This window comes from Streptococcus sp. 2018162 (genome assembly GCF_019754175.1).
Taxonomy (GTDB): Bacteria; Bacillota; Bacilli; order Lactobacillales; family Streptococcaceae; genus Streptococcus; species Streptococcus hashimotonensis.
Genome location: NZ_JAIJZP010000014.1, coordinates 1 through 16,274, shown reverse-complemented (window position 1 = coordinate 16,274; position 16,274 = coordinate 1). Strand labels below are relative to the sequence as shown.

Below are 16,274 nucleotides of genomic sequence, written 5' to 3'. Positions count from 1 at the left end.
GAAACAACTTGTTTGTAAAACTCGATTTTGATCGGGTTTTTTTATTTTGAGGAAGTGAGTGCTAGGAGAGGAGTAAATGTTGAAGCAGAGGTAACGTAGCATAGACAAAATACACATCCCTGTAGTTTATATGTTTTTTTGAGTAGAAGGGTTGTCAAGAAAATAGCAAAGAACTATACTATAATCATAAGACAACTATACAATTGTATTTTTTATTATAGAAAATGGCAAAAGGAATGGAGTGACATGGCTTGATTAATGAAGTGTTGCGGAAGGAGAAGAAGTATCTACTTCCGTTAGAAATGTATTATTATTTGAGCGGAAAGTTAGAAAAAATACTAAAAGTGGATAGCTATGGAAAAGAAGATGGCTACTGCGTACGTTCCCTCTATTTTGATTCTTTAGAGGATGTTGATTGGCAGGAAAAAGAAGATGGTCTTGAAAATCGTCGGAAGATTCGCTTAAGGAATTATGGAAATGGTTCGAAAAATGCCAAATTAGAGCTGAAGCAGAAGCAGGGAGATAATCAGCGGAAACGTTCCCTTTTGATGACAAAAAGTGATGCGATGTCATTAATTGAAGGGAACACTTCAGTGTTATTGGCCTATCCAGATAAATTAGCGACGGAACTTTATTGCCGTATGAACCAGTACTGTTACAAACCTAAGACGATTATTGAATACCGTCGGAAAGCTTTTATTTCTCCTGAAAACGATATTCGAATCACGTTTGATTTTCAAGTACGCGGGACAGAAGCATCCTACGACATCTTTAATAACCATCTGCTGCAATACAGTTTGTTGGATCCTCATCTGGTAATTTTAGAAGTAAAGTACAATGGATTTCTATTGTCGCATATCAAAGATTTGTTGGCAGAGGTGGATGGCAGTGAATTGAGTGCTAGTAAATATTGTATGGGAAGAATGATCAGTAAACATTATAGATTTTAAGAGGGAAGATAGATGAAAGATTTATTACGAAATATTTTAGAACAACATGGAACATTGACAATCCAAGATATGATTATGCATATTGTGGTGGCAGCTATTTTAGGAGGAGTTATCTACGTTTCTTATGCCTATACGCATGCTGGAACGACCTATAGTAAAAAGTTTAACATATCGCTCATGACACTGACGGTACTGACTGCGACTGTTATGACCGTTATTGGGAATAATGTGGCGCTGTCCTTGGGTATGGTTGGTGCACTTTCGGTGGTTCGTTTTAGGACAGCAGTGAAGGATTCTCGTGATACAACCTATATTTTTTGGACGATTGTAGTTGGAATCTGTTGTGGTGTTGGAGATTATATAGTGGCAATGATTGGAAGTAGTGTGATTTTCTTGCTGCTTCTCATCTGGGGAAGGGTTAAAAATGAAAATCGGATGTTATTAATTGTACGAGCTAATCGAGAGTTAGAAGTTCCTTTGGAAGGACTCTTCTTCCAGTATTTTAACGGACATGTTGTTCAACGTGTAAAAAATACAAAAGCAGATATGTTGGAGCTGATTTTTGAGGTCAATCGGCGTGTTTATGACAAATACTATTCGGCAGATAATAGCTTAGTTGAACAAGTCTATCAGTTGGGGGAGGTAGACTATTTTAATGTCGTGACTCAAAGTGATGACATCAATGGATAATATCTATGAAACAAAAAATACTGTATTACTTAGTTTTTATCGGGTTGCTGCTTGGTATTTTTAGTCTACGGATGCTTGACCTAAAACAGCATAAAGAACGATTTTACCATCATAAAGTTTCTCTATCTGCCAAACCAGTGAGTCCAGTTGAGCACTTGGCCAGCCACCTACCGATTATTGAAATTGACACTCTGGATGGGAAGGTAATTCCTCTAGAAAGAGGAGAAAATGAAGGTGGAACAAGACAACAATCTGTACGAGGAACTGTTCGGCTGTACGATAAATTAGATGAAGTAAACCGTGTCGGGGATGGGGCGCGTGTTGAAACGTTGGCGGAGATAGCGTATCGTGGCAATTCCTCTCGGCATTTTGATAAGAAATCAATTAAACTACGTTTTGTTGATAAAAAAGGAGAGGATGTAGAGCACACGGTTGCGGGAATGCCAAAGGAGTCCGAGTGGGTCTTGCATGGTCCATTTCTGGATAGGAGTCTGCTGAGAAATTATATATCCTATAACCTAGCTGGCGAATTGATGGAGTATGCTCCCAATGTCCGTTATAGTGAAGTGATGATTAACGGAGAGTACCAAGGTTTGTATTTAATTGTTGAGAGTATAGAACAGGGAGTGCATAGAATCCCTATTGAAAAAAGTGACAAACGCTCCTTGAAAACATCATATATTGCTGTTTGGGACCGACCGCACAAGGCAAAAAATCCAGTCGATAACTATGTTGGCTATACCTATCAAGCAGATCAGTCATCGCTAGATATTCGCTATCCAAATGTCCGAAAAATAACAGAGGCTCAAAAAGACTTTATCCAGCAGGATATTAGTAAGATTGAGAGAATCCTATACTCCTACGATTTAAAACAGTACGGGCACTACGTAGATAAGAATGCTTTTGCGACCTATTTCGTTATCAATGAATTCTTCCGTAATACGGATGCAGGAATATTCTCCACCTATCTCTACAAGGATTTGCGAGATAAAATGAAGATTGCTGTATGGGATTTTAACAACGCATTTGATAACCACAGCGATGTAGAATACGATCGAGCAGGTTTCTCGATGCTGGAGGTTCCGTGGTTTAGCATGATGATCAAGGATAAGGAGTTTATCGATTTAGTCGTTCATAAGTACCATCAACTACGCAAAAATCTGCTCAGTACCAAACGTCTTCACGATCATATTGATAAGACAGTTCAATTTTTAGGGCCAGCCATTCAAAGAAATAATGATAAATGGGGCTACGTCTTTCAGTTGCAAAAAATGGATGAACATAACTATCTCCAGCCCTATGAACGCAATCAAGCAAGTTACGAAGAAGCTGTGCATGTTGTAAAAGCCTTTATTGAAGATCGTGGGAAGTGGTTGGATGAGCATATTGAAACCTTGTATCAATACTGTGCTCCATCCAAAAATACAAATACGCTAGTCGATTATTAGGAGGGGCTATGAAAAAGTATTTGATAGTTGTCAGTATACTGGTTTGCATATTGACGGTTGGTTATTATTTGTATTATTTTGATGGGAGTTTGTATATCCCTAAGGTGTACTCGGAAGAGACTATTAACTATACTTTCCAGGTTCGCAATCAGGAATTGGTACGGAAAACAAAAGGGGGAGAGCATCCATTTGTTGTCAAAGGGGTAACAATAGATAGTGGCATAGCTGGCTACCATCAAAATGATTTTGCTATTGGAGAGAAACGTTACCTGTCATGGATGAAGAGCATCTCAGACATGGGAGCCAATACCATTCGTGTAAAAACGATTATGGATGTTGATTTTTATGTTGCCTTGGATAAGCACAATCGTCAGTCAGATAAGCCGCTTTATCTTTTGCAAGGGGTTCGAGTGGATGATGTTCGAGATAATACAGCTATTGATGCCTACCATCCCCAATATAGAGGACGACTATTGGAGGATGTAAAAGATGCCGTTGATGTCATCCATGGTCGAAGAAAAGTCTGGAATACCGACTTGGGGAGTCATTACTATCGGAAAGATGTTTCCAAATGGGTGCTTGGTTTTATCGTTGGTGACCAATGGAATGGTTCGACAGTCGCTTATACCAATCATCAAGTGAAGCAGACTTCTTATAAGGGAGAGTATATCAGTACAGGTCAGACTGCCACGACTTTTGAGGCGATGTTAGCTGAAGTGTTGGATGAAATGGTTGTTTATGAGACTAAAAAATATGGCTGGCAACACTTGGTGAGTTTTGCCAGTTCGACCCTAACAGACCCATTTATCTATCGAAAACCCTTCGCAGCGCAAGCTTCAAAATATGCTCAATTAAACGTTGAAAATCTATCGGTAAGCGATCGCCTAAGAACAGGCGTATTTGCTTCCTATCAATTGTTGGACTATCACCCCAAAGCACTTGATTACCTTGGGGAAAATCCAAGTTTTTCGATAGAAGATGTTGCAAAAATAAAAAAAGAAAACTACCCAGAAAATTATGTCGGTCTCCTAACGCGCTATCATCAAGTTCCTGTCTTGATTTCTGGCTATGGTTATTCGACTTCTAGAGCCATTACAGCCCTGAATCAAGGAGATATAGAAGGACCCCTAACAGAAACACAGCAGGGAGAAATGTTGATTAGGGATTTTCGAGCATTTTTAAAGACAGGTGCTGTAGGAGGAATCATTGAGTCCTGGCAAGATGATTGGGGCGCTCGTACTTGGAATACAGCTTTTACAACAGACCGGCACAGCCGTTTCCAATGGGGAGATGCTCAATCAAATAATCAAGGCTTCGGCTTGATGGCGTTTGAAAATCGAGTAAAGAATCACAGTCTTGATGGCTCGCTTGAGGAGTGGAAAAAGCAAGCTATTACTGAAAATAACGGGAATAAATTACTTGTTGATGGGGATGAAAGTTATTTATATTTAGCTATTCAAAAGACTGCCGTAAAGACCGATGGTGCAAATCGGTGGCTGATTCCTATTGATATTACACCGAAGACCGGCAGTATGGAATGGAAGGATGAAAGAGTACACTTCTTAGGGAGAGCAGATTTTCTCCTAGCTATAGATGGGGAAAGCAACAGCCGTTTATTGGTTCAGGAGAGATATGATGCGGTTCGAGCTAACTATCTCAAACAAACAAGCGGAAGTGACCCATTTGTTGATATTCCTAAAAAAGATTCATCGCACTTTACAACGGCATCGCTTGTATTGAAACACAATCGGATTTTTGAAGACTTGGAAAAAGCCGAACGAGAAGATAAATGGAATCCGCTTTATGAAACGGGACGGCTACGTTCTGGAAACAGTCAGAGGGGAGCAAAAGAGTTTGATTCGCAGGCGGATATTTACTTTGGAGAGAAGGTTATAGAAATTCGGATTCCGTGGCAATTGTTAAATTTTTCAAATCCCTCACAAGGAAGGATACACGATGACTATTATCAACATTATGGTGTTTCGGAGATAGCGATTGATTCTATCCAGCTTGGTTTAGGTGAGTGGAAAAAAGGGGAGTATATTCAGATGGAAAACTATCGCTTGGAAAAATGGAATAGACCTACCGTAGAAGGAGTTCTAAAAACTTCATACACCATGCTAAAAGACTATTGGAAAGAGGAAGAGAAATGATACACAATGTCTTGTATTTTTATATTATTATTTGCATTGCTATTTTAATCTTTAATATGGCTTATATTATCAAACGTAGACTTTTTTATAAGAAACCACAAATGGTCGAGCGCAAGCGCTAATTAGAAGGGGGCAGGGATGACTTGGTTAAGCATTTTTTTAACGATTTCACGCTTCTTGTTTTTGACTTACTTAGTGTTGTACGCAAGCTTCTTGTTGCTTTCTGTAGTGACAGGAGGTATTCATCTCCATGAGCGCTATAGAAAGCGACGGAGGAAGTTAGAGGAGCGCGAGGGCAATTATCCACCAATATCTATATTGGTCCCAGCTTACAACGAGGAAGTTACCATTATTTCCACCATAGAATCCTTATTGAAATTGGACTATCCTGTCTATGAAATCATTGTATTAGATGATGGTTCTAAAGATCAAACAGCACAACTGGTTCGCGACTATTTTCAGATGAAGGACAGTCAACGAAAAATTGACTACAAGCTTTCTTGTCGTCCTTATCACAGAATCTCAGAACAAGAGTTTGGTTCTGTTTGTCTGACATTGATTGAAAAAGAAAATGGAGGCAAAGGGGATGTTCTTAACCTCGGGATCAACGCAGCCAAGCACGAATATTTTTTGTGTATCGACGCAGATTCGATGTTACAAAGAAACTCTCTGAAAAACCTCGTCCGTCCCATGCAGAAATGGGAGAATGTCATATCTGTTGGTGGAGTCGTCCAAGTTTCACAAGGGGTACGAATAACTGACGGAGAGGTCAGCCATTACCAGTTGCCGTGGTCGGTGCTCCCGTGTTTACAAGCTATCGAATATGACTGTTCTTTTTTAGGGAGTAGAATTTTATTGGACTATTTGCAATCCAATCTCATCATATCAGGTGCCTTTGGGTTATTTTACAAGGAGTATGTCATAGCAGTTGGGGGGTATGATAGGCAGACACTAGGAGAAGATATGGAGCTAGTCATGAAATTGCATTATTTCTGTAGAAATAACAATATTCCTTATCGAATCTGCTATGAAACCAGTGCCATTTGTTGGAGTCAAGCACCGAGCTCTATCGGTGATTTATGCAAACAACGCCGTCGCTGGTTCTTGGGGCTCTATCAATGTCTAAAAAAATACCGAAAAATGCTATCGCGAGTTCGTTTTGGGGCGGTGGGATATTTTTCCTATGCTTACTATATGCTATTTGAATTTTTAGCTCCGTTTATAGAGACTTTCGGTTGTTTCGTGATTCTACTTTCATTGATCTATCATCAACTAAACATCTCATTTTTCATATCGCTCTTTTTCCTCTATAGTGCTTTTTGCTCACTAATCACCTTTGCATCATTTTTGCAACGCGTCTACTCGCAAGATTTATTTATTGGGCCTATGGATTTGTGTAAAGCCTTCCTGGCAACCTTGTTTAGATACTTTTTCTTGCATTGGGTATTGAATATTGTCCGTCTGACAAGTTTTATTGGATATAAAAAGAGGAAGCGTGAATGGGGAGAGATCAAACGAGTGAAACAATTCGTTTAAGTAAAGGTAAGACTGGCTTATAAAAAGAAAGTCTTATTTTTTTCAAAAAATACTTGACTGGTTAATATTATTGTGATATAGTTAACTGGTTAATAAAGGAGGTAGTTATGTTAAAGAAAGTGATAAGGGGCTGTTTTGTTGCCTTATTCGGTTTTGTTTTAGCAGCTTGCTCGGCTCAGAAGGAAGCGAGTCAAGTGCAGCCAGGAATGAAAATAGTCACCTCATTTTACCCAATTTATTCACTGGTTAAGGAAGTGTCTGGGAGCAAAAATGATATTCGAATGATTGGCTCAAGACAGGGCATACACTCTTATGAACCATCAGCTGCGGACATAAAGGCCATATACGATGCAGATGTTTTTATCTATCATTCGCGAATTTTGGAATCCTGGGCAGGACGTTTGGAACCTAATTTGCAAGGTTCATCTGTCAAGGTTTTGGAGGCTTCGACTAATTTACCGCTGACAAAGGTTCCAGGCTTAGAAGACATGGAAGCTGGTCAAGGGATTGATGAAGCTAGTTTATATGACCCCCACACATGGCTGGATCCAGTTTTGGTTGGTCAGGAAGCTGTTGCGATTGGTGAACTTTTAGCAGAAAGTGATCCTAAGAATGCGGATTATTATCGTCAAAATGCCGCAACCTTGGAGGAAAAGGCGCAAAAGTTGGCAGACAAGTATAGTCCAATCTTTTCAAAAGCCACATCAAAAACATTTGTCACTCAACACACAGCCTTCTCCTACACCGCGCAACGCTTCGGGTTGAAGCAGTTGGGAATCGCAGGAGTTTCAGAGGAGGAACCAAGCCCTAGACAGTTGGCGGAAATTAAAGAATTTGTTGACACCTACAATGTGCAAACAATTTTTACAGAAAAAGGTGCCTCGGATAAGCTTGCCAAGGCATTGGCGAGTTCGACAGGTGTGGATTTAAAAGTGTTGGATCCTCTTGAAGCAGATCCAGAAAATAATTTAACCTATCTAGAAAATCTAGAGCAAGTCTTAGAAACATTAGCTCGAGAGTTAAAATAAAAGGCCGAATTCTATCGACCGAAAGGAGAAAAAATGAAGAAAAAAGCAGTTGTTGGCTCCGTAGCCGCCCTTGTTTTAGGGATGAGTCTCTGTAGCTATCAGCTTGGACGTTTCCAAGCGATGGAAGAGCAAAAAAATCGTGTGTCCTATATTGAAGATAGTCAAAGTGTACAAACTACCGTTGCTGAACAATTAACGCCTGATCAAGTTTCTGCCAAGGAAAATATTGACGCTGAGCAGATAGTCGTTAAAATTACTGATCAAGGCTATGTGACATCACATGGTGACCATTTTCACTACTATAATGGTAAAGTCCCTTTTGATGCGATTTTTAGTGAAGAGTTGGTCATGAAGGACCTGAACTATGTTTTACAAGACAGTCACATCATCAATGAAGTTCAAGATGGCTACGTCATAAAAGTCGACGGGAAATACTATCTCTATCTAAAAGACCCTAGCAAACGTAAAAATGTTCGTAGCAAAGAAGAAGTGGAGCGGCAAAAAGGAATCTCTTCTGCTGACAGTAAGAATCAAGCAGCAGGAAATAGTAAAGACGGTCGCTACAGAACAGACGATGGCTATGTCTTTAATCCGACAGATGTTATTGAAGACACGGGAGATGGCTTTATCGTTCCGCACGGCGACCATTTCCACTTTATTCCTAAAAAAGATTTATCAGCTGCCGAATTGAAGGCTGCTCAAGATTACTGGAATCAAAAAGGAAGTGTGAGCTCGGCTAGTGGTAGTCAATATGGCGATAGAAACAATAGAGCTCAACAGACAACAATTAGTGCGGGGCAAGGTCAGGATTTGGCTAGTTTATTGGCTCAATTGGATGCAACGCCGCTATCTCAACGCCATGTAGAAGCAGATGGATTGGTATTTGACCCAAGAACGATTACGAAGAAAACCGCAGCAGGTGTCATCGTTCCACACGGCGACCATTACCACTTTATCCCATACAGCCAGATGTCTCCTTTAGAGGAGAAGATTTCTCGAATGATCGGTGTAAATGGAGCAGGTGTTTCTTCTGGTGCACAAGCAAGTCACTCCCAACACACACCGACACAACCAAATCGTCCAGTAACACCAAATGGCACGGTTACAACGCAACCGGTATCGCCTACACAACCAGTATTACCAACACAACCGAAGCAGTCAACAGGGAAAGTGATTTCCTATATGGGACGTCAAATTCCTGCTTATGGAAAAGGGTTAGATGGTAAGGCATATTTTACAAGTGATGGATACATCTTTAGCAAATCCTCTATTACCTCAGTTGATGATCAAGGGTTGATAGCTAGTCATGGAGATCATTTCCATTATGTTGGTTTTGGCGAACTCGAAGATTTTGAAATCAAGCAAGTAGAGGAATGGGTTAATGAGAAGGTGGGCAAACAAGTGCCACCGAAAACTTCTGAACAAGCAGGAAATGATGTTAACCCCACAACACCAAGTCAAGGGAATGATGCAAAACCTGTAAAACCAATTCAAGAAGAAAATCGCCCTGCATTTGAATACAAACAAGTAACGGCTAAACGTAAATTGGCTGGAAAAGTTGTTTATGAAATGGAAGTAGGTGGAAAAACTTATACGTATGGTCGTGACGAACTAGATTTGATGAAGATCTCTTTTGCTGAGTTGACCTTGGCAGAAAAAGATAAGCAGTATATCTTTGATATTGCACCGCTTGCAGAAGGAGATCTTACGCCAGCCATGTTGGTCGGTATGGATCAGATTCCGATGAAGGGAGCGAATGCGACCTATGATACTGGACAATCCTTTATTATTCCACACATTGATCACATCCACGTCCTACCTTACACATGGTTGAGTAAGGAACAGATTGCAACGATCCGCTATATCATGCAACATCCTGAAATTCGTCCATCTGCTTGGACTACAAGTGGACATGGTGATGGAGAAGCAACGGATCTTGTTCCCCCAATTCTAAATGCAACACCTAAAGCAAACCGCTTAGGCTTGAAAAATTGGCAAATCATTCACACAGCAGAAGAAGTCATGGATGCACGTGCAAAAGGGAAATTTGCAACAAATGATGGCTATATCTTCTCGGCGGAAGACGTACTAGATCCAGCAAGTTTTGTCTTTAGTCAAGCATTCAGTCTACCAAGAGCGACAGGTGGTTCTCTGCGTTCAATTTCCAAGAAAGATTTATCTAAAGAAGAATTGGAAGCTGTACAAACTCTTCTTGATAAACGAGACGCTGAAGAATTGGCGAAAAATGTCACACCGATTGAGAAACGTGCAGGTTTGAAAAATTGGCAAATTGTTCACTCGGCAGAAGAATTGGCAGAAGCTAAGGCAGCAGGAAAATATACAACAAAAGACGGCTATATTTTTGATCCGGCAGACCTATTAGATCCAAAAGTGAAAATAGGTACGGATAACTATCGCATCCCACGTGTGATTACAGATGGTTACCGTCGGATTAACAAGAGTGATTTGAATTACTTAAGCGAGTTAATCCCAGCAGAGGCTATGGTGGCTCAACGTGAGAAATCTAATTCTAGTTCACCGTCAACACCTGCACCAACTGAAACAGGAGCAAGTGCAGGCGAGACAACAACGCCAGAACAGCCACAAGTTGCCAAAGAAACAGCAGAGGAAATTTACAACCGAGTTGAAGCGAAGAAAGTCGTTCCTTTTGAAGCACTGACCTACAATGCTGGCTATGCGACCGAAGTACGCAACGGGACTCTAGTGATTCCGCATCAAGATCACTATCACTATGTATCCTTTAAATGGTTTGACCAAGGTAGTGCAAGAAGTCCTGAAGGGTATAGTTTAGAAGATTTCCTAGCAACGGTTAAATACTACATGACTAATCCACAAGAACGCCCTGTTTCAGACGATGGCTGGGGAGTATTTACACCAAGTACACCATCTGAATCAACAGAAGAAACAGAGACGGAAGAAAGTGATGAAGAAATTATTTCTGAAGAAACTGAGGAAATTGACGAGTTTACAGAAGAATTAAAACGAAGAGCAGAAGAGTTTGGCATGGATTTCAAAACCTTTGAACAAAGTCTGGTCACGCTCTCAGACCGTTACAAAGTTTCTTTTGAAGCTTTCGAATATGATGCAACAAGCAAAGTTGTTCGACTTGTAGATAAGGATGGGGTCAAACGGACCATCTCCCTTCCAAGTTTAGAAGAACAAGTATAGTAAACAAAATACCTGTAGCGCGGATGCTCTGCAGGTATTTTTTTACAGAAAAACGATAAAGATTATCTTTGACTATTTGCCTTTTTTAGCGTAAAATAGAAAGGAAAGACAAAAAAGGAGAACAGCCTTGGAACTTAACGTATTTGCAGGACAAGAAAAAAGCGAACTTTCCATGATTGAAGTAGCCCGTGCTATTTTGGAAGAACGTGGACGTGACAACGAAATGTATTTCAACGACTTGGTCAATGAAATTCAAAACTACCTTGAAAAATCAAACAGCGAGATTCGCGCAGCCCTACCAACCTTCTATTCTGATTTGAATGTGGATGGAAGCTTCATTCCACTTGGCGAAAACAAATGGGGCTTACGTTCTTGGTACGCAATCGATGAGATTGATGAAGAAGTGATCACTCTTGAAGAAGATGATGAAGATGCACCAAAACGCAAGAAGAAACGTGTCAATGCCTTCATGGACGGTGATGAGGATGCGATTGACTACGGACATGACGATCCAGAAGATGAGGACAACTATCCGGGTAGTGCATCATCAGAATACGATGATGAAAATCCAGATGACGAAAAAGATGAAGTTGAGTCCTATGATTCAGAAATCAACGAAATTATCCCAGATGACGAATTGGATGAAGAGGATGTTGATTTAGGTGAAGATGACGACGAGTATTCAGATGAAGAGGTCGTCGACGAATAAGAATTATATCCCCATAGGTTCTTAAAAATAATTTGACAAGACTACCAAATTACGATAAGATATTATCGGGCACCTCTTTTGAGGTCGGAGCTCCCTAGCGATAGGGAGCTATTTTTGTTTTTTCTTCAAGTTAACAGGAAGTATCCCCACAAATCGCTTTCTATTAGCTTGAATCGTAGAAAAGGAGTTTGCATGACAAAGTATATTTTTGTAACAGGTGGTGTTGTTTCCTCTATCGGCAAAGGGATTGTAGCAGCCAGTCTAGGTCGTTTATTGAAGAACCGAGGTCTCAAGGTAACAATCCAAAAATTTGATCCATACATCAACATTGACCCGGGAACAATGAGTCCGTATCAACACGGTGAAGTTTTTGTGACGGATGACGGTGCAGAAACCGACTTGGACCTTGGGCACTATGAGCGTTTCATCGACATTAACCTGAACAAATATTCAAATGTTACAACAGGTAAAATTTATAGCGAAGTCCTCCGTAAAGAGCGTAAAGGGGAATACTTAGGGGCGACAGTTCAAGTTATTCCACACATTACAGATGCTTTGAAAGACAAAATTAAGCGTGCAGCTCGTACTACAGATGCAGATGTCATCATCACGGAAGTGGGTGGTACAGTAGGTGATATTGAAAGCTTGCCATTCCTTGAAGCGCTTCGTCAGATGAAGGCAGATGTCGGTTCAGACAATGTTATGTATATCCATACAACACTCTTGCCTTACCTCAAAGCAGCAGGCGAAATGAAAACCAAGCCAACACAACATTCTGTAAAAGAGTTGCGTGGTCTAGGTATTCAGCCAAACATGTTGGTAATTCGGACAGAGCAGCCTGCTGGACAAGGAATTAAAAATAAACTGGCGCAATTCTGTGATGTCGCTCCAGAAGCAGTTATTGAGTCCTTGGATGTCGAACATCTTTACCAAATCCCATTAAATATGCAAGCGCAGAACATGGATCAAATTGTTTGCGATCACTTGAAACTCGACGTACCTCCAGCAGATATGACAGAGTGGACAGCAATGGTAGATAAGGTTCTTAATCTCCAGAAAAAAGTAAAAATCGCTTTAGTTGGTAAGTATGTAGAATTACAAGATGCCTATATTTCTGTAGTTGAAGCTCTAAAACACTCAGGATATGCAAATGATGCTGCTATCGAATTGGATTGGGTCAATGCAAATGATTTGACAGCAGAAAACGTAGCTGAACGTCTAGGACAAGCACAAGGAATTATCGTTCCTGGTGGCTTTGGACAACGTGGTACCGAAGGGAAAATACAAGCCATTCGTTATGCTCGTGAGAATGACGTGCCAATGCTAGGGGTCTGCTTGGGAATGCAGCTGACCTGTGTAGAATTTGCTCGTCACGTTCTCGGTTTAGAAGGTGCTAACAGCTTTGAATTAGACCCAGAAACAAAATATCCAATTATTGACATCATGCGTGATCAAATTGGAGTAGAAGATTTAGGAGGAACTCTCCGTTTAGGTCTTTATCCAAGCAAGCTCAAACGTGGCTCCAAGGCTGCAGCTGCTTATGATAATCAAGAAGTTGTACAACGTCGCCATCGTCATCGTTATGAGTTTAACAATGAATTCCGTGAACAATTTGAAAAAGCAGGTTTTGTTTTCTCAGGCGTGTCACCAGACAACCGTTTGGTAGAAATTGTTGAAATTCCAGAAAATAAATTCTTCGTTGCCTGCCAATATCATCCAGAACTACAATCTCGTCCTAATCGCCCTGAAGGTTTGTATACAGCCTTTGTTTCAGCAGCTATGGAGAATGAAAAATAAGTGTAATTATTATAGAAGAAGATTGGTATTATTCAATCTTCTTTTATATTTTATATAAAGAAACGTAAAAGATGTCAGTATTTATAGAAGAAAATGCGAAATACCACCCCCATATGGCATCATTATCTAGATGGTTTTAAGCATTATACAATAGTAGAGTATTGCAAAAGAATCGGCTAAATCAATACGTTTTGGCAAAAAAAGTAAAAATAAAGGTAAAAATAAAAAATAAAATTCAAAAAAAGTGTTGACAAGGCTAGTTCCTAATGATATACTAGTTCTTGTGTTAAGCGGGGATGGCGGAATTGGCAGACGCGCAGGACTAAGGATCCTGTGACCGCTTTAGGTCGTGTGGGTTCAAGTCCCACTCTCCGCATAGTGGACTAGCTAAGGCTAGTCCTTTTGCTTTGTCCAGATAAGTGCAGAGCACGATATATGCTAGTTCATAAATTACAAGAATGATACGAAACAGGCATTATTATGGCTTTCATGAAAAGATATGTGAAAGTTTTCTCAAAACTAGACGGTTTCAACTAGCATTTTCAAAATAAAAATGGTAGAATAGAAGAGTATGAGGTGCAACCTCAAAAAATATTAGGAGGCTATCGAAATGCCATTAGTTTCAGCAGAAAAATTTGTCCAAGCAGCGCGTGACAACGGTTATGCAGTTGGTGGATTTAACACAAACAACCTTGAGTGGACTCAAGCTATCTTGCGTGCAGCAGAAGCAAAACAAGCTCCAGTTCTTATCCAAACTTCTATGGGTGCAGCTAAGTACATGGGTGGTTACAAAGTAGCTCGTAACTTGATTGCAAACTTGATTGAATCAATGAACATTACAGTTCCAGTTGCTATTCACCTTGACCACGGTCACTACGAAGATGCACTTGAGTGTATCGAAGTTGGTTACACTTCTATCATGTTTGACGGTTCACACCTTCCAGTAGAAGAAAACCTTGCAAAAGCAAAAGAAGTTGTAGAATTGGCGCACGCTAAAGGTATCTCAGTTGAAGCTGAAGTTGGTACTATCGGTGGTGAAGAAGATGGTATCGTAGGTACTGGTGAATTGGCTCCAATTGAAGACGCAGTAGCAATGGTTGCAACTGGTATTGACTTCTTGGCAGCAGGTATCGGTAACATCCACGGTCCATACCCAGCAAACTGGGAAGGTCTTGACCTTGACCACTTGCGTAAATTGACTGAAGCTGTACCAGGTTTCCCAATCGTATTGCACGGTGGTTCAGGTATTCCAGATGCACAAATCCAAGAAGCAATCAAATTGGGTGTTGCTAAAGTTAACGTAAACACTGAGTGCCAAATCGCATTTGCAAACGCAACTCGTAAGTTTGCAGCAGCTTATGAAGCAAATGAAGCAGAATACGATAAGAAAAAACTCTTTGACCCACGTAAATTCTTGGCAGACGGCGTGAAAGCTATCCAAGCATCTGTTGAAGAGCGTATCGACGTATTCGGTTCGGCGAACAAAGCTTAATGTAACTGCGAAGAAATCTCAGATTCCAAGCAAACAAAGCATAAGTTTCTTAGAGTAAACCAAAAAGGATTTTCTTTCGAGAATCCTTTTTGTTATGTAGTTGATTGAGTTTGATCTAGCTCTTCGCTATGAAGAAATCTACGATAAAAGTGAGCAGAGAACAATTAAAATATAAACCGCTCCAAAGTTTTCATGACTGTAATAGCTTAGAGAACGAAGAATTACGGATGGGGCGCAAACTGTAGTATTAAAATATTTACCTATGAGTATAGATATTTTAAAAAAAGAAAGTGAAAATAATTCTTGCCAAGTCCAATCTTTTCTGTTAGAATAGTATGGTATGTGGTGCTAGCACATCCGATATATTTGATCAAATGAGGAGGAAGATACAATGGCTAAAGTATGTTATTTCACTGGTCGTAAGACTGTATCAGGTAACAACCGTTCACACGCTATGAACCAAACTAAACGCGCAGTTAAACCAAACCTTCAAAAAGTAACTGTTTTGATTGATGGTAAACCTAAAAAAGTTTGGGCTTCAGCACGTGCACTAAAATCAGGCAAAGTTGAACGCGTATAATAACAAAGTCGTTAGAAAAATCTAGCGACTTTTGTTTTTTGAAAAAATAGTCTAGATATAAAGTCGATGAGGAGCAAATTCGGTCACTACATAATAAACGGGAAAGAATATCAACTATATAGCCCTTCATATTGCTGTTGAAAAGTTAACAAAGAAGGAAGGTTGTCAAAAATGAACTGTGTATCGGTGTGGAAGATTTTTCCAAGATCGAACATTTAAACTTGGATTGACATTAGGAGTTGTACGAGAGAGCATATCCGTACGGGCTCTACAAGAAGAGAATCACGAACTGGAAGAATAGAGAGTGTTTAAAAAATCCAAAAAAAATCTCCAAAAACCGGTTGACAACGTGTATAAGTCGTGATAGAATAATTGAGTTGTCTCTTGAGGGGCTAGTCAGTAGCGGAATGAAAAAAAGTTTCGAAAAAGTGTTGACAAGTCCAGTAGAAGATGATAGAATAATTGAGTTATCTCTTGAGGAACTGGTCAACAGCGGAACGAAAAAAAGTTTCAAAAAAGTGTTGACAAAGTTTCTAAGAAATGATAAACTAAGATAGTTGTCGCGAGAGCGTGACAACGAACAAGACCTTTGAAAATTAAAGAAGACGAACCAAACGTGCAGGGTGATTTATCTAAGGATAAATCGTCAATGACAAAACAAAACAATAAAACGGAAAGCTAGTGATAGCTTGAGTTTGAATC

11 protein-coding genes and 1 tRNA gene are annotated in these 16,274 nt (G+C 40.0%); all 12 read left to right on the top strand.

Features of this window, described 5'->3' with window-relative positions:
- The first annotated feature begins 254 nt into the window (after positions 1-254).
- The 12 genes from K5Q22_RS09510 (at position 255) to rpmB (ending at position 15,572) form a co-directional block, all read left to right on the top strand.
- Entirely contained in the window at positions 255-950 is a 696-nt protein-coding gene (locus tag K5Q22_RS09510) for a polyphosphate polymerase domain-containing protein (protein WP_205014454.1), read from the top strand.
- Between the two features lie 12 nt (positions 951-962).
- A complete protein-coding gene (locus K5Q22_RS09505) occupies positions 963-1,640 on the top strand; it encodes a DUF4956 domain-containing protein (protein WP_024384678.1) in 678 nt (225 codons plus the stop codon).
- Positions 1,641-1,645: 5 nt separating this feature from the next.
- A complete protein-coding gene (locus tag K5Q22_RS09500) occupies positions 1,646-3,088 on the top strand; it encodes a CotH kinase family protein (protein WP_205014450.1) in 1,443 nt (480 codons plus the stop codon).
- A gap of 8 nt (positions 3,089-3,096) precedes the next feature.
- Entirely contained in the window at positions 3,097-5,241 is a 2,145-nt protein-coding gene (locus tag K5Q22_RS09495; protein ID WP_205014451.1) for a hypothetical protein, read from the top strand.
- Positions 5,242-5,379: 138 nt separating this feature from the next.
- Positions 5,380-6,777 carry a glycosyltransferase family 2 protein gene (locus K5Q22_RS09490; protein WP_239514882.1) on the top strand — a complete coding sequence of 466 codons (1,398 nt, stop codon included), beginning with the start codon at positions 5,380-5,382 and terminating at the stop codon, positions 6,775-6,777.
- Between the two features lie 107 nt (positions 6,778-6,884).
- Entirely contained in the window at positions 6,885-7,805 is a 921-nt protein-coding gene (locus K5Q22_RS09485; RefSeq protein ID WP_205014452.1) for a metal ABC transporter solute-binding protein, Zn/Mn family, read from the top strand.
- 33 nt (positions 7,806-7,838) lie between these two features.
- The gene (locus K5Q22_RS09480) at positions 7,839-10,994 is read left to right on the top strand and encodes a pneumococcal-type histidine triad protein (RefSeq protein ID WP_205014453.1); all 3,156 of its coding nucleotides are present in this window, start codon (positions 7,839-7,841) and stop codon (positions 10,992-10,994) included.
- Positions 10,995-11,121: 127 nt separating this feature from the next.
- On the top strand, positions 11,122-11,703 hold the full coding sequence (gene rpoE, locus K5Q22_RS09475) for a DNA-directed RNA polymerase subunit delta (protein WP_014637475.1): 582 nt from the start codon (positions 11,122-11,124) through the stop codon (positions 11,701-11,703).
- Positions 11,704-11,895: 192 nt separating this feature from the next.
- Complete coding sequence (locus K5Q22_RS09470; protein WP_105119881.1) at positions 11,896-13,500, top strand: CTP synthase; 1,605 nt, start codon at positions 11,896-11,898, stop codon at positions 13,498-13,500.
- Positions 13,501-13,790: 290 nt separating this feature from the next.
- A tRNA-Leu gene (locus K5Q22_RS09465) sits at positions 13,791-13,876 on the top strand.
- Positions 13,877-14,110: 234 nt separating this feature from the next.
- Positions 14,111-14,992 (top strand): class II fructose-bisphosphate aldolase, encoded by an 882-nt coding sequence (locus tag K5Q22_RS09460; protein WP_004195761.1) that lies wholly within the window; start codon positions 14,111-14,113, stop codon positions 14,990-14,992.
- A gap of 391 nt (positions 14,993-15,383) precedes the next feature.
- On the top strand, positions 15,384-15,572 hold the full coding sequence (rpmB, locus tag K5Q22_RS09455; protein ID WP_001140948.1) for a 50S ribosomal protein L28: 189 nt from the start codon (positions 15,384-15,386) through the stop codon (positions 15,570-15,572).
- The last annotated feature ends 702 nt before the right edge of the window (positions 15,573-16,274 follow it).